The organism is Cohnella nanjingensis (assembly GCF_014212125.1).
Classification (GTDB): domain Bacteria; phylum Bacillota; class Bacilli; order Paenibacillales; family Paenibacillaceae; genus Cohnella; species Cohnella nanjingensis.
Genome location: NZ_JACJVP010000041.1, coordinates 174147 through 195974, shown reverse-complemented (window position 1 = coordinate 195974; position 21828 = coordinate 174147). Strand labels below are relative to the sequence as shown.

The window sequence follows — 21828 nt, the reverse complement described above, 5'->3', positions numbered from 1 at the left end:
GCCCGATTCATGATATCAATGCAGGATGGGAAGTTTTTCCTTGAGCTTCATCGTGTATACAACGCGAGCAAGGAAAGCGTGTTCCTGGCTTGGACGAGGGAAGAACAGTTAAAGCAATGGTGGGGGCTGACAGGTTTTACGACGACCATTGGACATATGGACGTCTCCATTGGAGGGAAATATCTTTTTCATATGCGAGCTCCCAATGGCAAGATTCATACGGTAGAAGGTCGATATGTAGAGATCGTTCCTAATGATAAGCTATCGTTCACTTGGAAGTGGGTAACTGAAGGTGACGATTCGGAAGAAACACTTGTTACGATTGACTTTGTCGATCAGGACAATAGCACGGAGCTTGTTATTACGCATACTAACTTCTCCACGATGAAAGAAGCGAAAAAACACAATAATAGTTGGACAAATTCTTTAGAAGGCGGCTTGTGCGACTATTTGAATTGACGCGTTCACCAAACCTACCCAGATACGGCAGCGATGCCGTTTTTTTATTTTTATTACTTACTCTACTCATGTGGTGTGTCTAGGCTCGTGCCTTGATGGTACGGGCCTTCAAAGATCAATCCAGATAGAGCATTAGGCTGCTGTACGGCGCAAATCCTCCTATTCGGCATTAGACTGTAACACAGAGGTCGGAAGGCATACACATTGGCCCTGGTACTAATTCTGAACTGGAGGAGCGCCCTTTGCCGCTTAAAAAATTTGTTACCCCGCTAGCCATACCACCTACTTTAAAACCGATTCGACGTGGCCCGCAAGGGACCTTTTATCAAGTAAAAATGACTCAATTTAAGCAAAGGCTGCATCGCGATCTGCCGCTTACTACAGTGTGGGGATATAACGGGAGATCTCCGGGGCCTACCATCCGCGCCCGCAAAAACGAGCGAGTTCACGCCAAATGGATGAACAAGTTACCGCTGAAGCATCTGTTACCTGTCGATAAAACAATTATGGGAGCCGGCCCTAACAACCCCCAAGTTCGCACCGTCGTTCACCTTCACGGCACCGTAGCCCGTCAAGGAAGCGACGGATACCCTACCGCCTGGTTCAGCCGCGACTTCAAGGTAGTCGGCCCCCAGTTCAAACGAAAAGTTTACGTTTATCCGAATTCCCAAAACGCAACCACTTTGTTCTATCATGACCACGCTTTGGGGATTACCCGCTTGAATCTGTATGCCGGCTTGTCCGGAGCCTATCTGCTGACGGATGCTCACGAGTCCTCTCTTCCGCTTCCGAAAGGGAAGTTCGATTTCCCGCTCATCATCCAGGACAGGTCATTCAAGAAGAACGGGCAGTTCTTCTACCCAAGCAATACGACGCCACCGGTAAAAGGAGTCAACCCTTCCATCGTTCCGATTTTCTTCGGCAACACCATTATGGTCAACGGGACCGTATGGCCATTTTTGAATGTGGAACCAAGAAAGTACCGGTTCCGTATCATTAACGCTTCGAATTCCCGCTTTTATCAGATTAAGCTTAGTTCCGGACAATCGTTTATTCAAATCGGATCCGATCAAGGCTTGTTGTCCAAACCGGTACGGGTGAAACAGATCACTCTCGGCGTAGCCGAACGGGCGGATGTGATCATTGATTTTTCGAAGCACAAAGGCCAGAACATCGTGCTTACCAATCATGCGCGGGCGCCCTTCCCGGGAGGAACATTGCCGAATCCCAATACGACGGGGACAATCATGCAATTCCGGGTAGGCCGTCATCTAACCTCACCGGATAAGAGCCGCATCCCCGCCAAATTGAGCGCTATCCCTCGATTGTCGCCTTCCAAGGCGCTTCGTGTGCGATGGATGAAGCTAAGCTCAACCACGGACAAATACGGAAGAATGGTTCAGCAGCTGAATAACAGAGGCTTTGAAGCTCCGGTGTCGGAGAAGCCTGTTCTCGGTTCCATTGAGGTATGGAACTTCGTAAACCCCGGTACGAACACGCATCCTATGCATCTGCATCTGGTAAAATTCCAAGTGCTCAGCCGCAGGCCGTTCGATGTGAATTTCTACAACAAGACCAATAAAATTCGCTACACGGGCCGGGCCATCCCTCCTGCGCCTAATGAACGGGGATGGAAAGACGTTGTCCGGGCGAACCCGGGCCAAGTGACCAAAATCATAGCAAGGTTCGTTCCCTTTACAGGCCTTTTCGCTTGGCATTGTCATATTCTGGAGCACGAGGACTATGATATGATGAGGCCCATGAGAGTCGTCCGCGGCAAGGGAATCCCCAGAAAAAAATGGGTTCGATCCCGCTAAGGTCCACCAAACACATAAGATGAACCACACCAATCGGTGTGGTTTTTTTGTTTGGTTGGACTTACGTTGATCGAACCAATGTGGGGCGTTCCGCACGGACGAGGCATTATTCGATCGCTAACGGCAAGCTGACCGTAAATACGGTGCTTGAGGCCGGGGCGCTTCGGACGGCGATGCTCCCGCCATGCTGTATGACCGTTTCGTTTGCAAATGACAGACCGATTCCCATGCCGTTGCTTCGTCTGCCTTTATCCCCTCGATAAAATCGCTCGAAAATATGCGCGAGCTCTTCCTCCGGAATTCCTTTCCCTCGATCCTCGATGTCGATCTGCACCGATTCGGTCGAGGTCCTTATCCGAATGCCCACATATTTGCCGTCGCTCCCATGAAGGATGGCGTTGTCGATCAAGTTGCGAAACGCTTGCGTCAAAGAAGCTTCATCGAAAAGAGCATAAGCATGGGGTTCAGGTATGTCCGCTTGCCATTCGATTCCTTGATCGTTCCATACAAGCACATATTCTGCAATGATCGATTGCAAAAGGTTAGGGATAGAGCCGCGGTCCATCCGAAATGCCGTCGACGGATCGTCGAGCTGGGCCAATCTGAACAGTTGGCCCAATAATCGGTTCATATATTCCGATTTCTGTACAAGAATCGTCGAGTGTCTGACCCGGGTGTCGGGATCTTGGGCCGAACCGCGCTGGAGCGTTTCCGCGTATCCTTGAATGATCGACAGCGGCGTTCGCAAATCGTGGGACAGGCTCCCGATCAGCTGTGCGCGCGCTTGCTCGACTTGCCGGGTATGGGCATACTGCCGGTGCAGCTTATCGGACATCTCATTGAACAAACGGGACAGCGCTCCGATCTCATCGCCGGACCTGTCCTGCAAACGGACAGGAGCTTGCCGCAAATCGGCTCGCTGCATCGCGTTATTCAATCCGCGCAGTCTGCGAGTGACGAACAGCAAAAAAAGAAATGCAAACAACGCGGGCAAGAAGATAATCAGGAATAACGGTATAAGTAAAAACGGCCAGGCGGAATATTGATTGAAATAAAGGTACACTTGGACTTGCTGAAGCGCGCTGCCTTTCACATCGAACACGACATAATAGCGATTGCCGCCGGCAGCGATGTCGTAAACGAACGAAACGTCCTTTCCATGGAACATTCGTTCCGGCTGATCAACGAAACGCTCCAGCAACTCCGACAAGGTGTAAGGTTCGGTGCGGTTCACGGAAGAATACAGCAGCTTCCCGTCCATGCCGTACAATTCCATTCCGATCCCTTCGTATGGGCTCCCGAATTGGCGCAGCTCCCGGGCCAACTGGTTTTCGTTCCCGACGTTCGCAAGTTCGATCCGCTCGGCAAGCAGACGGCTCATTTGTTGCAGCTTGACATGATTGTATCCGGACACGAACAAGGCGGTAAACGCATAGAGCATCGCGACCAGCAACATAACCACTAGCGAGATGGACAGCGCGATCATCCAAGCCATCTTCGTTTTCAACTTCATCCTGGATCGCCTGCCAATACGTATCCGACTCCCCACACCGTCTGGATGTACCGAGGCTCGCGGGGGTTGTCCTCGATTTTTTTGCGCAATAGATTCATATAGACGTTAATTGAATTTTCATCATAATGGGCATGTCCCCAACCCGCTTCGAACAACTGTTTTTTTGCGATGGGTTGGTTCGGGCGCTTCATGAGGGCGAGCAAAAGTTGGGTTTCCGTGGCGGAAAGGAGAATGGCTTGTTTCCCTTTATATACGATTTGCGCTGCCGGATGAAGCGTCAGGCTGCCGTATGAATACGATATCGCCTGTTCGATCGGCACCGCTTTATGGGCGCGGCGAAGATGCGCGAGCACACGGGCGACCAGCTCGGAGGGACTAAACGGCTTCGTGACGTAATCGTCCGCGCCAATGCCGAGACCGTATATCTTGCTGTCCACATCGTGCCTGGCGCTAAGCAGAATGACGGGCATCTCCAAACCGATCTCTCGGATCCGCTCCAGCACCGCAAACCCGTCGACTTCGTCCATCATGATATCCAGGATGACAAGGTCGAACGCCGTTTCGTCAAGAAGCTTCAGTGCGGCAGCTCCGGAGTCCGCTATGATGACACGCAATTTGTTCTCCATTAGATGAAACTCGACAAGCTCCAATAGCTCCGGCTCATTGTCCACAACTAGAATAAGGTTGTTTTCCATAGGTCACCCGCTAGGATTCAAGTATTCTACTCCTATTTATCGGAGAATGAGTCGGGTTTTTAAGATTGCTTTAAGATCATTTCGGCGTTTGGTTTGATACCATGAATACTGTCGGATTGTGACGAGGGATCGAATGGAGGAATGGATCTGTGAGTTCAAATCAAAAGACAAGCCGGTTAGCGACACTTATCCTCTCGATTTGTATGCTGTTTTCGGCGTTTGCGTCCCCAATCGGCGCTGCAGCGGCATCTGATACGAAGGGGCATTGGGCAGAGGCGCCATTGAACGATTGGATGCAAAAAGGTCTTTTAAAGGGGTACGATGACGGGGCGGTAAAGCCGGACGAGCCGATTACGCGGGCGGAATTGATGGCGCTTGTCAATCGGGCCTTTTCTTTTACGAAAAAAGCGGACATTCGCTTCAAAGATTTGAAGGCTTCCGATTGGGAATATGCTGACGTACAACTAGCGGTTCAAGCGGCTTATATCCAAGGCTACGATGACCAGACGATTCGCTCGGGTAATCAGGTTACCCGCCAAGAAGCGGCCTCGATCGTGTCCCGTCTGCAGAAGCTGGAAGGCAATGCGGAAGCGGCGGATTCTTTGGCCGACAGCGCTTCGTTCCCGATTTGGAGCAAGGATGCGATCGGCGCCATTGTGAAGAGCGGCATCATGAGAGGTTATGAGGACAACCGTTTCAGAGCGGAACGCCCGATTACCCGCGCGGAAGCTATCGTAACGTTGCAGCGCGTTATTGGCGTTGTATACGATACAGCGGGGACATACGGTCCCGAATCCGGAAACGAAATCATGGAGGGCAATGTAACGATTGCTGCGCCGGGCGTAACCTTGAGAAACATGGAGATTACAGGCAGCTTGAGAATTGCGGCTTCTGTCGGAGACGGAGACGCACATTTGAAGCATGTGACCGTGCGCGGGAAAACGCTCGTCAACGGCGGCGGCGAGCACTCCATCGTCATTGATCTATCTTCTTTAATTACCGGAGTATTTGTTGAACGTACGCAAGACGAACCCGTCCGTATCGTGCTTATCGGATCGACCGCTTCACAAATTGATGTTCAAACGCCGGTCATTATTCAACAAGGCGATGTCCCTGGAATGCCAACCCATGTTCAAACGGTGAATATTAATACGCCGACGAAAATCTTCATTCAGGGAGGCCAAATCCAATATGTGAACGTCGGTCCGAATGCCGGGGGAAGCACGGTCAGCTTGGGCGGCGGAGCGAATGTTTCCGAAATGAATGTAGGTTCTCCCGTCAATGTGGTTGGCAACGGTACAATCGACAAAGCGATCCTGTTCACGTCGCCCGATGGCATCTTATTCGAGATACAGCCGGGATCAACGTTCATAGCACCGCCGACGCCGACCATCACCATGGCGAAAGAAACGGGATTTCGCGAGGCACTCATATCCGTCACATCTCCGCAAGACGAATTTTTTATAACCGGCTACACGGTGACATCCTATCCGGGCGGCATCACTGCTGACGGTCAAAGTAATCAAATCAAAGTTAAGGGTCTAAAGGCTGGAGAACATTACACGTTCACGGTCAAAGCCAAAAATATTGCAGGCATGACTTCTGCAGCTTCAAACAGTTCGAATGTCGTAAAAATGAGCGGATCGTCACCTGTAAGTGCGACGACTAATGAGGACGGTACGATTGTATCGGTCAGATTCAACAAACCGATCAAAGAACCGAAAAATGTGCTTGGCCAACTTGCGGTGGCAGCAGACTACTTGCCCAATGTCGTAAGCGCGGTCACGCTGAAGGACGCAAGCACAATCGATTTGACGCTTAAATATCCAGTGAAGCCCGGACAAACGGTCAAGGTGGCGTATGCACCGGTTTCGACTATGGGGATGGGTCTTCTGCTCACAGCAGACAATTGGTATATTGAGCCTTTTGAGTTGCCCGTAAAGGTGACGATTCCGCAACCTAAATTTGTAAGCGCGACGACCGATGCGGCGGGATCGATCGTAACCGTAACGTTCGACAAACCGATGGCCGATCCGACAGGCTCGCACGTCTCCTTTAAGGTAAACGTAAATGGCAAACCAGTCTTGGTGTCAGCGGCAGCGCTCAATGCCGCGCAGTACAAAATCGACTTGACGCTTGGAACTCCAGTCAAGAAAGGTCAATCGGTTACCGTAGCTTATACGGCAGGCTCAGTGACCTCGGCAGACACGGGGCAGCTTGCATCGTTTGCAGCATATAAGGTAACGAATGCAGTGATGGTAGAGTCGCCCGAATTTGTAAGTGCGGAGACCAATGAGACGGGTACGATCATCACCGTAACGTTCGACAAACCGATGGCAAATCCGGCAGGCATGCATAGTAATTTTTCGGTGAAAGCAGATGGCCAGCCCAACTTCCTAAAAGCGGCGGCGCTGAATGGTACTAATAAAATCGACTTGACGCTTGCGACTCCTGTGAGAGGCGGACAATCTGTCACGGTATCGTACGTATACACAATCGGTAAAGTGGCCGCGGCAGACAAGGGATTACTCGCATCGTTTGCAGAACATCCCGTAATGAATAAGGTGACGGCAACGCCGCCTGCATTTGTAAGCGCGACGACCAATGCGGCGGGATCGATCGTAACCGTAACGTTCGACAAAGCGATGGCAGATCCGGCAGGTAAACAGGGTCAATTTACGGTGAATGTAAATGGCGTACCCCATTCCGTAACAACGGCATCGCTGAATAGCGCATCAACGAGAATCGACTTGACGCTTGCGACTCCAGTGACTTACGGGCAATCCGTCACGATAGCGTACGCTGCGGGAAACGTAACCGCGTCAGACACAGGGGTTCTTGCAACGTTTGCGCCGCAAAACGTAACGAATACCGTACCGGCACCGCCGTCGCCTCCGATCGCACCTTCATTTGTAAGTGCAACGACCAATGCGACGGGTACGATCGTTACCGTATCGTTCAACAAAGCGATGGCAGATCCGACAGGCACGCATGGTCAATTTGCGGTGAACGTTGGTGGCGGATTTAATCCCGTCACGGCGGCAGCACTAAATGGCACTAACAAAATCGATTTGACGCTAACGACTCCTGTGACGAGCGGACAAACAGTTACCGTAGCGTATACAGCCGGCACGGTGACCGCTGCAAACACGATGGCGCTTGCATCGTTTGCACCGCAAACGGTTACGAACGCGGTGCTAGCGGCGCCTGCATTCGTAAGCGCGACGACGAATGCGGCGGGTACGATTGTCACCGTAACGTTCAACAAAGCGATGGCCGATCCGACAGGCACACAAGGTCAATTTATGGTGAACGTAAATGGCGCTCCCAATCCCGTCACAGCGGCAGCGCTGAGAGGCACAAATAAAATTGATTTGACGCTAACGACTCCTGTGACGAACGGACAAGCGGTTGACGTCATGTATACAGCAGGCACGGTAACTGCAGCAGACACAGGGGTGCTCGCTACATTTGCAGCGCCGAAGCCCGTATCGAACGCGGTGGGATCGACGGCGCCCAACTTCGTGAGCGCGACGACGAATGCGACGGGTACGATTGTCACCGTTACGTTTGACAAACCGATGGCTGATCCTGCGGGCAAGGAAAATTATTTTAGCGTGTTTGCAAATAACAATTTTTTCTCGCCCGTTCCTTTATCGGCGGCAACACTGAATAGCACGACAACCAAAATCGACCTGAGGCTTGCGACTCCTTTAACGAGCGGACAAACCGTCCACGTAGCATTTCTACAATATTCGCCGGGTGAATGGACGGCAGCGGACGGCGGCGTCCTTGCATCGTTTGCACCGCAAACGGTAACGAATGCCGTAGCGACAGCGCCGGATACCACACCGCCTACACTGTCGCTCGCAATTCGAAATAGCGTTACGCAAATTACGGTCATATTGAGCGAAGATGCGGCAACAGCAACGGTTACGAAATCAAACGCTGGCGGTTTTGTGGTGAGTCAAACCGGCAGCCCGGGCGTAACATATGCGGTTACAGGTATTGCCCCTGGAGGAACCCCGGATCAAGTGGTGCTCACTGTAAGCAATATGTCTGCCTCCTCTGCAACCGGTGTAACCGTAACGTATACGGCAGGCGGGAACGGAACAATAACCGATGCAGCTGGGAATCCATTGGCAACGAATACGACTGGTGTTATTGTAGGACCTTGGTAAATAAGCAATAAAAAATCCGACCCGCCTGAGTAGAGCAACGCTATCAGGCGGGTCGGTTTGTCATCGTTTAGGCTGTGAACCCGACCACGGCGGGAGAGCGATTCGCTGGCAGCGATGAGGTCAGGGGTTCGATCCCCCTTGGCTAAAAAAGGCAGTTGTTTTGGACTTGCGTGGGAGGTGTAAGCAGAAATCACGACAGTTGGAAATTAATGTGTTAGAATTGATCCGTGTTAAGGCGCTTATTGCACGTTTTCAAGGAAACAGCTAATAGCAAAAGAGTAAAATTTAGAGAGTGGGACTAAGGATATGTATCAAGCGAGAAGAATGTTGAAGTTATTTCTAGGATTATTGTTGATCTTAGGGACGCTTCCTCTGTACCTAACCGACAGAGCGTTTGCCGCCCCTTCAGATGCCACCATTGTAGTCGCCGACAATGAATTGTCTATCGGCGAAACTTCGCTAGTGACGATCACCTTCTCGGAAGCGGTGAGCGGATTTAGTATTGCAAACCTGCTTGTGGAGAACGGCACCCTAAGCGACCTCGCAACGAATAATAATATCGTCTGGACTGCAAAACTTACGCCGGCTGCTAATATCAACGCCCCTACGAATGTCATCACGCTTTACAAAGCCGGAGTCGTAAATGCCGATAACGAAGCGGGGAGCGGGACCGCCCAGTCTAACAATTACGCCATTGACACGGTGAGACCAACTGTGGTGAGCGTATCGGTTCCTGTCAGTGGCTGGTATGGTGCAGGAAAAACCTTGGATTTTAAAGTACACATGAGTGAGCCCGTATTCGTTACGGGGACTCCAAGTATCTCATTGAATATAGGAGCAACAGTTGTTCAAGCTACCTATAAAAGCGTTTTGGAGACAGCTGAAAGCGGTTCGAAGACAGCGTTGCTGTTCAGCTATACCGTGCAACCTGGACAAATGGATGTTGATGGTATTTCTGTTGGGGCAACCTTATCGCTGAATGACGGGTCGATCAAGGATCAAGCAGGCAACGATGCGAACTTAACGTTAAATAGTGTAGGCAGCACAGCGAACGTATTAGTGGATACAACAGTTCCAACGATCAATAGTGTAGCGGTACCGAACGCCGCTACGTATAAAGGCGGCGATTCATTAGCGTTTACAGTGACCATGAGTAAAAATATTACGGTTACGGGAACTTCTACACCGCAGCTAACACTGATTATCGGTAGAGCGAATCGTGCAGCTTCGTATGTGTCTACCGAATCCGGTAAAATCCTTCATTTCATTTATACCGTTCAACCCGGAGATTTGGATACGGATGGAATTGATGTCGGCGAATTGTTAAGCAAAAATGCGATTCATGATGCTGCGGGCAACCCTGTAGCAGCGATCTCAACACCAACCAATGTCCCCGACACAACTAGGATATTCGTAGATGCAATAGCTCCAAAGATATCCAGTGTAGCGGTACCAAACGCTGGTTCTTATAAAACCGGCGATTCATTAGATTTTACCGTGACTATGAGTAAGAATATTACGTTTACAGGAGTAGAGACACCGCAGCTCGATATCCAAATAGGAGGAACGGATCGTATAGCCTCCTTGATTAACGGGACGTTGTCAAATACGCACACATTACAATTTAGGTACACCGTACAAGCCGGAGATCATGACAACGACGGTATTGCCATTGCAGCCTTGTCGCTGAATGGCGGTTCGATGAAGGATGCGGTAGGCAATGAAGCGGATCTAACGTTAAACAACGTAGGCAACACGACGGGCGTGTTGATCGATACAACAGCCCCAACGATTACAGGCCACACATTAGGCAATGGCAATGCCTATGTCGATGTGATGTTTAGCGAAGGTATATTTGCTACGAGTAATGGCACGGGCGCTTTGACTTCAGGCGCCTTACGATTGAACTTCAATAGAAATGGAGGAAGTGCTTCCACGGTTTCTATTGATTCTGTAAAGAAAACAGATGGAGGAGATTTGACGGGCGGAGAGACCGTCATTCGAGTATTGCTTGACGTAACAGGGATTCCGAATGGTAATGAAACCATTGAAGTGGTGCCGGCAGATGGCGCGTCCATTTATGACCTGGCGGGCAATGCCGTAGAAGGTTCGCAATCGTCCGGAACGGTAACGCTTCTTGATAGGCGCGCTCCATTCATAAGCCCAGCAAGCGCAAGCTTCGACAAATACGCCGGAGCGGCAGCGAATGCGGATGTATCGACGACATTGACACTGTACGGCAACACGCTAAGCAGCATCGCCAACGGCACGACGACCTTGGAGGGAACGGACTATTCCGTAGCGGACAACGCGGTGACGATCAAGAAATCCTACTTGGCAGCACAGCCGAACGGGACGACAAACTTGACGTTTACTTTCAGCGCCGGATCGTCGCAGACGCTCGCGATAACAGTGAGCGATTCAACGCCAGCAACGCCAACACCAACACCAACGCCAACGCCAACGCCAACACCAGCACCAGCACCGGCAACGCCAACGCCAACGCCAACGCCTGACTCGCCGGTCATCGACATGAACGGCGTTTCGATAGACCCGACTACAATCGACATCACGAAGCCGTCCGTCACGCTTGAGGCGACTCCAAAGGATGGCGTAGCTTATGTGAGCATACCAGCTAGCATTTTAACGAGCTTTGAAGACAAAAACGCTACTTTCTTTATCGAGATCAAGACGCCATACGGCAACTATCAAGTGCCGGCAAACCTGGCTTCCTTGATCCCAGGGCTGCAAGACTTACTAGCCAAGAACAACCTGAAAGCCGAGGATATGAGCTTCAAGATCACGCTGACCGACAATTCCGGCGACAAGGGGATTCAATCAGCGCTTGCAGCCGGCTTGCCTAACGGCAAAGTGATGGGCGCGATTGTCGAGTTCCACATGGACATCATCAACACGAAGATAGGTCAAACGATCAGAACCGCGGACAAGTTCAACCAGGCGCTTACTCGGGTTATCCCAATGCCTAAGAACATGACGGTCATGCCGGAGCAATGGGGTGCGTTCCGCTACGACGAAACGACGAAGCAGTTCGAGTTTGTCCCTGCCAAGAAAGTACAGATCGATGGCGTATGGTGCGTGATGATCAGCTCGTATTCCAATAGCACGTATGTTGTGGCGGAAAATGCGGCGAGCTTTACCGATGTGCAAAAGCATTGGGCGCAAACGTTTGTCGAGCTGGCTGCAGCAAAAGGACTTGTTGACGGTGTTGGCGGAGGCAAGTACGACCCAAACAAAGCGGTGACAAGAGCGGAGTTTGCCGCCATGCTGGCCCGGGCGCTGGGACGAGGCACATCAACCGGCAGTAATTCGCCTTATGACGATGTAAAGCCCGGCGCGTGGTACTTCGAAGAGATATCCAAAGCGAAGGAGCTTGGACTATTAAACTTTGTAAACGACAAGAGCTTCAAACCCGATCAGCCTCTGACCCGCGAGGAAATGGCGAGCATGCTGGCGGAAGCCGTTGCACTGGAGAAGCTGCCGATCACCAAGGAATTTGTTAGCTTGGACGGCTACAAGGATATCGTGAGCGTGGATGCAGCCTATCTGGAGGACGTTCGCTTGATGGTCAAGCTTCAAATCATGACCGGAACAGGCGCAAATTCGTTCAGTCCGAAGGGTGAAACGACACATGCACAGGCGGCGGTTGTGCTCATTAGGATTCTGCAAACGCTTGGAATGACGGACTGATAACTTGTAGGGCCCCCTTAATAACCCGCCTAGGTTGAGTACAATGTAAAAGCGGCTGACTACGCGTGCCATATGAAAAGCGCACAAGCCCCCAATCTCTATTGAGATCGGGGGCTTGTTTATGCTTACTTATGCTTCCAGGAGTTTAAGCCTCCATCTTCTGAGCGGAATACAGCTTGTAGTACCGGCCTCGCAGCGCCATCAGCTCGTCGTGCGAGCCGGATTCGGCGATGCCTTTGTCTGCGACGTATAGGATGCGGTCGCAGTTCTTCACCGTGGAGAGGCGATGCGCGATGATGAAAGAAGTTCGTCCCTTGAGCAATTCGTTCAAGCCCTTCTGGAGCAGGCGCTCGGTTCGCGCGTCTATGGACGAAGTCGCTTCGTCCAGAATGAGGATGCGCGGGTTGGCGAGGAGCGTGCGGGCGAACGAGATGAGCTGCCGCTGTCCTTGGGACAGCTTCGAGCCGCGTTCGTTGACCTCCGTCCTATAGCCTTGCTCGAACTCGCGGATGAATTCGTCGGCGCATACGGTTTTGGCGGCGGCGATAATCTCCTCCTCGGTGGCGTCGAGCTTGCCGTAGCGGATATTGTCCAGGATCGTGCCGGAGAAGATGAAGCTGTCCTGCAGCATGATGCCCATCTGGCTGCGCAAGGACTTCAGCTTCACTTCGGAAATATCTTCGCCGTCGATGAGGATTTTGCCGCTTGTGACGTTGTAGAAGCGCGAGATCAGGTTGACGACCGTCGTCTTGCCTGCGCCCGTCGGCCCGACGAGCGCGATGCTCTCGCCCGGTTTGACGTCGAAGTTCAGATGCTCCAGGATGTTATGGCCCGGATCGTAGGCGAAGGTCATATCGTCGAAGGTGACCCGGCCCCGGATCGGCGGCAGCTCCCGCGCGCCTTTGACGTCGCTTACGGTTACCGGTTCGTCCAGCGTTTCGAAGATGCGCTCCAGATAGGCGACGGCGTTGATGAAGCTGTTGTACAGGTTCGACAAGCTGAGGATCGGCTGCCAGAACCGCGCCGCATAGCTGCTCATGGCGAGAATGACGCCGAAGGTAATCTCCTGCGGCCCCAGCGCCAGCAAGCCCACGAAATAGATGGACGTGGTGACGACCGTCGTCAGGTTGTCGACCGAGAACGGGACGAGGAAGTTGAAGTACATGGTCCGCATCCACGCTTTGCGGTAGTTGACGGACAGGCGGGTGAAGATGCCTTCGTTCCGCTCTTCGCGGGTGAAGATCTGGGTGACGCGAATGCCGCTGATGCTCTCCTGCAGGTAAGCGTTCAAGTTGGAGCTCTTGTTGGACACCGCCTGCCACGCCCGGCGCTGCTTCGTCTTGATGAGCAGCATGACGACGATGAAGATCGGCAGCCCTCCGAGAATGACAAGCGATAGCTTGGCATTGACGGCGAACATGAAGGCGGCGATGAAGAGCAAGTTCATGATCTCGAGGATGAAGTTGATGATGCCGTTGGACAGGACGTCCGACACGGAGTTGACGTAATTGACGACCCGGATGAGAATCTTGCCTTGGGGACGGTCGTCATAATACTGGAACGGCAGCTCCTGCAAGTGCTTGAACAGATCGGTGCGGATATCGAAGATGATATCCTGCCCGACGCTGGTCATGATGCGCGATCGGATCGTGGCCAAGATGACGCTGACGACGATGGTAGCCAGCATGAGCGCCGACCATCCGACCAGCGGCAGCCTGTCCTTGGCGGGAATCGTCACGTCGACGACATGCTGCATGATGAGAGGCGCGGAGAGCGCGATGCCGGCCGATAGCGCGCTCAGCACAAAGGCGACGATCATCGGCTTCTTCTGCCGTTTGATGTAGACGAGTGCGCGCCGGAAGTGTCGGATGTCGAAGGGCGACTCCAAATTCTCGTCGATGTCGAATTTATTCCTGGCCATGAGCGGTCACCTGCCTTCCAATGCCCTCGTTTTGCAGCATGAATACTTCGTAATAATAGCCGCGCTTCGCCAAAAGTTCGGCGTGGGTGCCTTGTTCGATCACGCGGCCGTTGTCCAGGATGAGGATGCGGTCAGCCTGCGCCGTGGTGGACACGCGCTGGGCGATGATGATCTTCGTGCAGGCATAATCCAGCTCGCGCAAGCTCTTCTGGATATGCTCCTCCGTCTCAAGATCGACGGCGGAGGTGGTGTCGTCGAGGATCAGGATCGGAGGCTGCACGGCCATGGCCCGGGCCAACGCGATGCGCTGCTTCTGCCCGCCGGACAGGCCGACGCCGCGTTCGCCGACGATGGTATCGTAGCCGCCCGGCATCTTGCGGATGAAGTCGTCGGCTGCGGCGAGCTTGGCGAACTTCGTGACGTCCTCCTCCGGCAAATCCGGATTGCCGTAAGCGATGTTGCCGTCGATCGTGTCGGAGAACAGCAGGACGTCCTGCGTCGCTACGCCGATATTGCCGCGCAGCTCGTCGAGCTCCAGCTTGCGTACGTCGGTGCCGTCCACGAGGACGCGACCCTTCGCCACGTCGTAGAAGCGGGGGATCAGGTTGATGAGCGTCGTCTTGCCCGATCCCGTCGCGCCCATGATGGCGATGGTCTCGCCGGGCTCGACCGTGAAGCTGATGTCTTCCAGCACCGTCACGTTGTCGTACTTGAAGCTCACCTGGTCGAACCGGATGCGACCCTGATAGCGTCGCTTGACCGCGGCCTTGTGCGCGTTGACGATGCCCGGATGGGCATAGTAGACTTCCATGATCTTGGTAAGGCTTGCAAAGAAACGCTGAATGTCGTTAATGATGATGCCGATGTTGCGCATAGGGTTGGAGAGGCCCCAGATCAGCGCGGAGAAGGCGGAAAATTCCCCGAAGGTGATGCGTCCGTTCATGACGAACAGACCGCCCGCAAGCATCAGGATCACGTTGAATCCCTGGGCGAAGGTCTCCAGATACGGAAAGTAATCGAGCCATACCAAAGCCGCGGCTTTGTTGGCCTTGGCGTAATTGACGTTCTTCTCGGTGAATTTCCGGACTTCGAACTCCTCGCGCGCGAACGCCTTGACGACGCGATTGCCCGCGATATTTTCCTGCGTGGTGGTGTTGAGCTGCGACAGGCGTTCCCGGAGGTCGATATACATCGGGCGTACGCGTCTCGCGAAGATAAACGCCACGATAAAAATCGGCGGCGACAGGATCAGCAGCCACCAAGTCAGCTCGACGTCGATAAAGAAGAAGTACACGACGGCCGCCGCAAATACCGTCAGCGATTCGATGATCGTTTTGATGATCCAAGCCATGGAGTGCCGGACCATCTCGAGGTCGCCCGTCATCTTGGTCATGAGGTCCCCGGTACGGTTGCGATCGTAATAATGCATGTCCTGGCCTTGGATCTTGTTGTACAAGTAAATCCGGACGCGGTACAGCATGTTCTGCGAGGCGCGTTCGTACAGCATGGTCGTAAAGTAGGACAAACCCGTGCGCAGCAAGGAAAAGCCGATCATGCCCAGACAAAGGCCGATCAGCAGCGACCGCTCGCGCGTCAGGTTCTGCATGGCGTCATCGCCCGCGATGAAGGTGTCGACGATGCGTTGGCCGATGTAGGGGTTAATAATGGTAAGCGAGGAGCCTACTACCGAGAGGCATAACGCGAGAATATACCGTACACGATCTCCTATCAAATTGTGCCATAACCACTTGAGTTGAAACATCTGATCACCGGCTTTTGTATGATTATGTACTCGAAGCTTCGAGAGGAAATCCCCCGATAAGCAAACTACGGAGATTATAACACGCGTACGTTGAAAGCTAACGGGAACAAATCGGGAGATGAGGGTATAGGGGGTCAAAATCAACGAAGGATGGCCTCTGGGCTGGGGCAATCTAAGTTTTTCGCGTTCCGGTTCGGTCGCGCTTCCATTATCGCTGTAAATCGGTAAAGATCGGGAACGTCAATGGAAGCAAATTACGCGCGAGGTATTGATATTTACGGGCCGTTAGCACAATATTCGATGTAGACCTTTAAAGACTTCTGCGGAACATTCATTTTGTTAGAGGTGCAAAACCGTGACGAAGACTAATCATCTGGCCCTAAGCACGCTCACTCAAGACGATATACTGTTCGTATGCCAGATTTTTAAATATTCCATTTCAGATGCCTTTGAAAAAGAAGGACTTGGTCATTTACATGATGATATACAAAAAGAAATTGAAGACAAAAAACAACTGGCGCTTACCTCGCTGGATCCGACTAATTCGGACACCTATTTCCTTATTGCTAAACTAAATGAGGCGGTTGTCGGTACAATTTCCTTTGGACCCTGTGGCGAGGCTATTCAATCTTGCACAGAAAATCAGCTGGATGATGTGGGCGAGTTGGGAAGTATATATGTTTTGCCAAGCTGTCAGGGGCAAGGTGTGGGTTCGAATTTGATTAAGGGTATGTTGACATATCTAAAAAAACAAGGAATTGATCAGTTTTGTCTGGACAGTGGTTACAAACGTGCGCAGACAAGATGGTTGCGAAAATTCGGAGAGCCTTATAAGGTAGTTAAGGACTATTGGGGACCCGATTCCGATCACATGGTTTGGCTTTGTAAGGTGAGTGATTATATAGATTGAAGCTCCTAGGCCGTAGATATTTAGAGAGGAGAAGATCTCGGTGATGTACAAGCTGAAAACGAAGGAAACCGACAACAGCGTAATCGAGTTTATTGAAAATGTCGACAACCTTAAAAAACGTGAAGATGCCTATCAACTATTGGATCTATTTTCGGAGACAACGGGCTGCCCTGCGAAGATGTGGGGGCCGAGTATCATCGGATTCGGTTCCTATCACTACAAATATGAATCCGGTCACGAGGGCGATGCGCCTTTGGTTGGATTTTCACCCCGAAAAGCGCGCATCAGCCTCTATTTCGCGACTGGCGATTCGGAACGAGATACGTTATTGCAGAAATTCGGAAAGTATCAAGCAGGCAAAGGATGCGTCTACATCAATAAACTAGCGGATATCGATGTTGAGATTCTAAAGGCGCTCATCACCCAATCCATCCGATTTTTAAATGAAACTTATCCTAAACAACCGCGCTTGTAGGGTGCGGTGTTTCCGCGGAACGTCGGTCTAGCGACGTTCTTTTTCATTCCCGCATTCCGTCTCCCCCAACAACTCACCGACGGAGATATCCAGCGCCTTGGCGATCGCGACGACTTCGTAATCTTGAACGAGTCGATACTGGCCTTCCAAACGCGAAAGACTGGTGGGACTGATATCGAGACCGAACGTCTGCAGCTTGGCCAGAAACTCCTTTTGTTTGACTCCCTTCTCCTTGCGAATGGCAACGACCTTGGTGCCAATGATATTTTTGTCCCCGGGCGGTTCTTTACGATGTTTCATTGCTGGCACCTCACATTTAAACAAAATTGTAAGTGACAAGGTCATTGTTTTAATGCGAATATCGCATTAAAATGAAATGAACCGAATAACGCATTAAAATTGAGGGGTACGCTTTCCATTCATCCAAGAACCAGGGACGCCGCTCAATGAATGAGATGGAGGGCAGTCCGGTGGTCGATTTACATCATAAGTTTGAGGAAGAAAAGAGGAAGTTAAACGAGCTGGGCCAGAAATCTCTGGAGCGGGGCATTCCATTATTCCAGAACGAGGCGGTTCAGGCTCAGAGCCGGAAGGTAGACGATTTAATCAACCGGCTGCATCAGAAGAAGGGCGAGCGTAAACGACAGTCGCCTTAGCGAAAAAGAGGAGAGTCTTGGGAGAAGCAATCCGTAAGAAACGAGGGAGCATGGTTCATGCTGTAGTACAAGTAACCCCCGATCGGCATATTGGCGCTTATCTGTACCGTCTTATACGCGATTCCGAGGACATCCATACTTGGAGCGGTGCTGCTGACCGGTTTTTTCGGCGGAGCGATCGCCACGCAGATGCGCGTGGATGCTCCTTTGTTTACGAATACGCTCTTTTCGGTGTAGCTGGCGATTCTCGCCTGGGGGGGATTATGGCTGCGGGACAGAAGGGTACGCCGTCTGTTTTGGTAGGGCGTCGGCAACGAATCGATGATAGCAGCAGAGGATAAACGAAGGGTTACCCTGAATGCGGTTGGACCCAACCGCAGAGGGTAACCCTAGTTTGTTCATATGTCTCCCGTGAGGCGGCTCTAACGAGTATGGAGTACATTTTTTTAATATGTATACTTGTCTAAGTCATGATCATGATAATTCCATAAAATAAAAATACATATCTCGAAGGAGGTGTTCCAACATGAGGACGACTTTGACCGCAGATCAGAAGAAAAAATTGAAGAATAAAATGATCGTTGCTCATTACAAAAATGGTGCTGTTATTTCAGGTATCGTAAAAGACGTTAGAGACGATCATGTTATTTTGGCCCCGAAAGGGGGGAAAGCCGAGATCAAGGCTTTCTTTTTTGACGGATTTTTCCCGGGTTTTGACGGCTTCTTCCCTGGCTTCTTTCCCTTTTTCTTTATTTAAGAATTTGACGACAAAAGGCGACATTCGGTAAGATAAACGTAAACAGCTCCCGTTGCGCATCATTCCGATGCGTCCCAAGGGAGCCTTTCTTTTTTTAGCCATACAGATGTATAAGTTTTACGCCTATCCATCTCTGTATGACCACCGATAAAAACGTATCGCCCTCTTCTGAGAAGACGGCAATGCCGTATCGATATCTCTTTTAACATGGTAAAAGTCCAAAATTGGGCTGACAGCCAACATCAATCGGCTGTTTTCCTTCCCTCGGAGACTTTCACCGAGGCTTTTTTTGTGGAGGTGGGGGGGCAAGAATCTGGTATACTATCCTTACTAGTTGACGGAGGGATCTTCATTGATCGTATCAACCAAACTTCATATCCCACATGTGCGCAACGCTTTGGTGACCCGTCCAAGGCTGATGCGTAAACTGGATGAGGGAATGAGCGCCAAGCTGACGCTTGTGTCCGCTCAGGCCGGTTACGGGAAAACGACAGCTTTAAGCGAATGGGTGAAGCAATGCGGCAGCCATGCGGCTTGGGTCTCGCTAGATCGGCAGGACAACGATTGGATTCAGTTCTGGCGTTATGTGATCGCTTCCATCCGGGAGCATGTCCCCGGCTTCGGTCGAACGGTCGAGTCTATGATCGACAACGGGCCTTCGGAGAATCTGGAGCCCGCGATCGCGGCGCTCCTGAATGAACTCGATCGGATGACCGGCGAGCTGGTCCTGATTTTCGATGATTACCATATCATTGAAGTCTCCTCCATTCATCGCTCGATGACTTATCTGCTAGAGCATCTGCCTTCCCGCGTTCATCTCTACATCGCAAGCCGCACCGAACTGACGATACCTACCGCCAGGCTTCTGGCCAAAGGCGAATTCCATCATATCAAGATGAACGATTTGCGTTTCCAACTGGACGAGGGGCTTGCCTTTTTTCGAGAGACGACCGATCTTGCGTTGACCCAAGCGCAAGTCGCGGAGCTGTTCCGGCAGACGGAAGGCTGGATCAGCGGGCTGCAATTGGCGGCCATCTCTCTGAGACGAAGCGATAATGTCGCACGGACGATACAGCAATTCAGCGGTCAACGGCATCCGATCTCCGATTATTTGCTGGAAGAAGTATTCCGTCATCAATCCGAGCCGATCCGCGATTTTCTACTGGAAACTTCTATACTGAGCCGAATGAATCATTCCCTGTGTCAGGCCGTAACGGGGCAAACGAACGGTCAAGCGCAATTGGAGAAGCTGGAGCAGCTGAATTTGTTTGTCATCCCTTTAGACGATCACAGGGAGTGGTATAGGTATCATCATTTGCTTTCCGACTTCTTGCAACAACTATTGTTCAGAACCCAACCGAACAAATGGATGGAAGTACATACCCGAGCGGCGAACTGGCTGGAGCATCATGGATTTGACGAAGAAGCGGTGGAGCATTATTTAGAAGCGAATCAGGCCCAGGATGTCGTGCGGCTGATCGAGAAAAATCTGCCTACGCTCGTACAATCGAAAAGCGTGACGTTGATCCGATGGGTATCCGTATTGCCGGAGAATTCTTTGGCGGAGAAGCCCATGATCGAGCTGTTTTATATATCCGTATTGCTCGGCGTCGGAGAATGGAGCGCTGCCTTTAGGAGAGTCGAGCAGGCCCAAATCCGGTTTCAAGCGCTGCAAGGGAAGATGACCGATGCGGAATGGCGCCGAATCATGGGCAATTTATATTTTTTCTCCGCGGTCGCCTCCTATCTGCAAAAGGATCTGGAGCGGACATCGGCCTATTTCGAGCTGGTCGAACGATATGTGCCGGAAGGCAGCCTCTTTCAAACCATGGGGCGCAACCGATATCAAGGCTATGATTCGTTTGATGATCATCTCGCGCTCATCAACGATCTTCATGCCGCGGATGCCTTCTTATTGAAATGGATGACGATCTGGGGAGACAAGAAAGAATATCCTTTTTTCGGTCTCTTGTCCGCGTCCTACTGCCAATTGTTGTACGAGTGGAATCGATTGGACGAGGCGGAGCATTATATCCATCAGGTTCTTGGACGCAGGGACATGGAGCCGTTCGCGCGGATCTTGATCCGGATTGCCATCAGCGCTTCGCGAATTCAGCAAGCGAAGGGAAATCCGCAACGCGCATCGGAACTGCTCGCACAATTGAAGCTGCAGATCGACTCCCCCGACTATGCGTTATTTATGTTGAAAATCGAAGCGGAACAAGCTTGTCTATCTCTGCGGCAAGGTTCGCTCCAAGATGCGCTGGATTGGCTTGGGCGGTGCGGTTTGGCCCCTTCGGACGAGCTTACGCTGAATCGCGTGACGGACTATCTAGCTTTGGCTAGAGTGCTCGGGGCATGCGGCCGGACGGATGAAGCGCTGGATCTATTAGAGCGGTTGAATCACTTGTTAAGCAAGGAGGATCGGCTCAGGGATCGAATCAAAGTGCTGATTCTGCGAAGCTTGACGCTGCAGAGGCAAGGTCGAACGGAGGTTGCCCTAACCGAGTTGGAGTCGGCTTTGCGCATTTCGGAACCGCAAGGTTACATTCGCAGCTATTTGGACGAAGGCGACATCATGGCCAGATTGCTCTCCGTTTACTTAAAGGTGCCAGGCCATCGCTTAAGACGTTCCTCCCAGACACCCGTGGCCTACGCGAGACATCTGCTTCAAATATGGAATCGCGCATCGAACAAATCGACTTCGGGCGAAGATCGGCTAACCAAGCAAGAGACGAAGGTATTGCGATTGATTGCGGACGGATTGTCGAACAAGGGGATCGCTATTCATCTGAACGTCACGGCGGAGACGGTCAAATTCCATCTGAAAAACATCTACCGCAAGCTTGGCGCCAACAATCGCGTACAGGCGCTGCAGCGCGCCATAGAATGGCTGGAGGAATGAACAATCGTCCCGTATTTGCCCTTTGGGAAGAGTTTTAGCTAGGAACCAATCCAAGAAGTTTTAGAGCGC

At 51.7% G+C, this 21828-nt stretch carries 15 protein-coding genes; 10 read left to right on the top strand and 5 right to left on the bottom strand.

The genetic code is table 11. The features are described from left to right. Positions 1 to 9 precede the first annotated feature (9 nt). Positions 10 to 459, top strand: coding sequence for an SRPBCC family protein (locus tag H7C19_RS24185; protein WP_185671637.1), 450 nt, complete (start codon positions 10 to 12; stop codon positions 457 to 459). 242 nt (positions 460 to 701) lie between these two features. Beyond that, on the top strand, positions 702 to 2276 hold the full coding sequence (locus H7C19_RS24180) for a multicopper oxidase family protein (protein ID WP_185671636.1): 1575 nt from the start codon (positions 702 to 704) through the stop codon (positions 2274 to 2276). Between the two features lie 106 nt (positions 2277 to 2382). On the opposite strand, the gene H7C19_RS24175 is transcribed toward H7C19_RS24180, so the two are convergent. Both H7C19_RS24175 and H7C19_RS24170 read right to left on the bottom strand, forming a co-directional pair. Then, the gene (locus tag H7C19_RS24175) at positions 2383 to 3537 is read right to left on the bottom strand and encodes a HAMP domain-containing sensor histidine kinase (protein ID WP_185671635.1); all 1155 of its coding nucleotides are present in this window, start codon (positions 3535 to 3537) and stop codon (positions 2383 to 2385) included. Positions 3538 to 3785: 248 nt separating this feature from the next. Further along, positions 3786 to 4484 carry a response regulator transcription factor gene (locus tag H7C19_RS24170; RefSeq protein WP_185671634.1) on the bottom strand — a complete coding sequence of 233 codons (699 nt, stop codon included), beginning with the start codon at positions 4482 to 4484 and terminating at the stop codon, positions 3786 to 3788. A 149-nt stretch (positions 4485 to 4633) separates the two neighbouring features. Here H7C19_RS24170 and H7C19_RS24165 point away from each other — a divergent pair, with 149 nt between their 5' ends. Beyond that, on the top strand, positions 4634 to 8665 hold the full coding sequence (locus H7C19_RS24165; protein WP_185671633.1) for a SwmB domain-containing protein: 4032 nt from the start codon (positions 4634 to 4636) through the stop codon (positions 8663 to 8665). 324 nt (positions 8666 to 8989) lie between these two features. Beyond that, on the top strand, positions 8990 to 12373 hold the full coding sequence (locus H7C19_RS24160; protein ID WP_221469448.1) for an S-layer homology domain-containing protein: 3384 nt from the start codon (positions 8990 to 8992) through the stop codon (positions 12371 to 12373). A gap of 145 nt (positions 12374 to 12518) precedes the next feature. Here H7C19_RS24160 and H7C19_RS24155 read toward each other — a convergent pair whose 3' ends face one another. Together H7C19_RS24155 and H7C19_RS24150 are read right to left on the bottom strand one after the other, a co-directional pair. Continuing rightward, complete coding sequence (locus H7C19_RS24155) at positions 12519 to 14294, bottom strand: ABC transporter ATP-binding protein (RefSeq protein WP_185671631.1); 1776 nt, start codon at positions 14292 to 14294, stop codon at positions 12519 to 12521. Further along, complete coding sequence (locus H7C19_RS24150) at positions 14281 to 16056, bottom strand: ABC transporter ATP-binding protein (RefSeq protein WP_185671630.1); 1776 nt, start codon at positions 16054 to 16056, stop codon at positions 14281 to 14283. Before H7C19_RS24150 ends, H7C19_RS24155 begins: the two co-directional genes overlap by 14 nt. Before the next feature lie 355 nt (positions 16057 to 16411). Between H7C19_RS24150 and H7C19_RS24145 the strand changes: the two genes are divergently transcribed. Together H7C19_RS24145 and H7C19_RS24140 are read left to right on the top strand one after the other, a co-directional pair. Beyond that, positions 16412 to 16966, top strand: coding sequence for a GNAT family N-acetyltransferase (locus tag H7C19_RS24145; RefSeq protein ID WP_185671629.1), 555 nt, complete (start codon positions 16412 to 16414; stop codon positions 16964 to 16966). 43 nt (positions 16967 to 17009) lie between these two features. Further along, entirely contained in the window at positions 17010 to 17441 is a 432-nt protein-coding gene (locus tag H7C19_RS24140; RefSeq protein ID WP_185671628.1) for a DUF1801 domain-containing protein, read from the top strand. Between the two features lie 27 nt (positions 17442 to 17468). Here the strand turns inward: H7C19_RS24140 and H7C19_RS24135 are convergent, their stop codons facing one another. Further along, positions 17469 to 17741 (bottom strand): helix-turn-helix domain-containing protein, encoded by a 273-nt coding sequence (locus H7C19_RS24135; RefSeq protein ID WP_185671627.1) that lies wholly within the window; start codon positions 17739 to 17741, stop codon positions 17469 to 17471. A 146-nt stretch (positions 17742 to 17887) separates the two neighbouring features. Here H7C19_RS24135 and H7C19_RS24130 point away from each other — a divergent pair, with 146 nt between their 5' ends. The 4 genes from H7C19_RS24130 (at position 17888) to H7C19_RS24115 (ending at position 21759) form a co-directional block, all read left to right on the top strand. Beyond that, a complete protein-coding gene (locus H7C19_RS24130; RefSeq protein WP_246469712.1) occupies positions 17888 to 18097 on the top strand; it encodes an aspartyl-phosphate phosphatase Spo0E family protein in 210 nt (69 codons plus the stop codon). A 90-nt stretch (positions 18098 to 18187) separates the two neighbouring features. Then, positions 18188 to 18334: a DoxX family protein gene (locus H7C19_RS24125; RefSeq protein ID WP_221469447.1), complete on the top strand. Its 147-nt coding sequence runs from the start codon at positions 18188 to 18190 to the stop codon at positions 18332 to 18334. 289 nt (positions 18335 to 18623) lie between these two features. Further along, positions 18624 to 18854, top strand: coding sequence for a hypothetical protein (locus H7C19_RS24120; protein ID WP_185671626.1), 231 nt, complete (start codon positions 18624 to 18626; stop codon positions 18852 to 18854). 418 nt (positions 18855 to 19272) lie between these two features. After that, complete coding sequence (locus tag H7C19_RS24115; protein WP_221469446.1) at positions 19273 to 21759, top strand: winged helix-turn-helix domain-containing protein; 2487 nt, start codon at positions 19273 to 19275, stop codon at positions 21757 to 21759. Positions 21760 to 21828: the final 69 nt, after the last annotated feature.

What these genes read in the sequence shown, in the direction of transcription:
- H7C19_RS24185 (WP_185671637.1), top strand. Translation starts at nt 10, where the DNA reads ATGATATCAATGCAGGATGGGAAGTTTTTCCTTGAGCTTCATCGTGTA.
- H7C19_RS24175 (WP_185671635.1), bottom strand. Translation starts at nt 3,537, where the DNA reads ATGGACGGGAAGCTGCTGTATTCTTCCGTGAACCGCACCGAACCTTAC.
- H7C19_RS24170 (WP_185671634.1), bottom strand. Translation starts at nt 4,484, where the DNA reads ATGGAAAACAACCTTATTCTAGTTGTGGACAATGAGCCGGAGCTATTG.
- H7C19_RS24160 (WP_221469448.1), top strand. Translation starts at nt 8,990, where the DNA reads ATGTTGAAGTTATTTCTAGGATTATTGTTGATCTTAGGGACGCTTCCT.
- H7C19_RS24155 (WP_185671631.1), bottom strand. Translation starts at nt 14,294, where the DNA reads ATGGCCAGGAATAAATTCGACATCGACGAGAATTTGGAGTCGCCCTTC.
- H7C19_RS24150 (WP_185671630.1), bottom strand. Translation starts at nt 16,056, where the DNA reads ATGTTTCAACTCAAGTGGTTATGGCACAATTTGATAGGAGATCGTGTA.
- H7C19_RS24140 (WP_185671628.1), top strand. Translation starts at nt 17,010, where the DNA reads ATGTACAAGCTGAAAACGAAGGAAACCGACAACAGCGTAATCGAGTTT.
- H7C19_RS24135 (WP_185671627.1), bottom strand. Translation starts at nt 17,741, where the DNA reads ATGAAACATCGTAAAGAACCGCCCGGGGACAAAAATATCATTGGCACC.
- H7C19_RS24130 (WP_246469712.1), top strand. Translation starts at nt 17,888, where the DNA reads ATGAATGAGATGGAGGGCAGTCCGGTGGTCGATTTACATCATAAGTTT.
- H7C19_RS24120 (WP_185671626.1), top strand. Translation starts at nt 18,624, where the DNA reads ATGAGGACGACTTTGACCGCAGATCAGAAGAAAAAATTGAAGAATAAA.
- H7C19_RS24115 (WP_221469446.1), top strand. Translation starts at nt 19,273, where the DNA reads ATGCGTAAACTGGATGAGGGAATGAGCGCCAAGCTGACGCTTGTGTCC.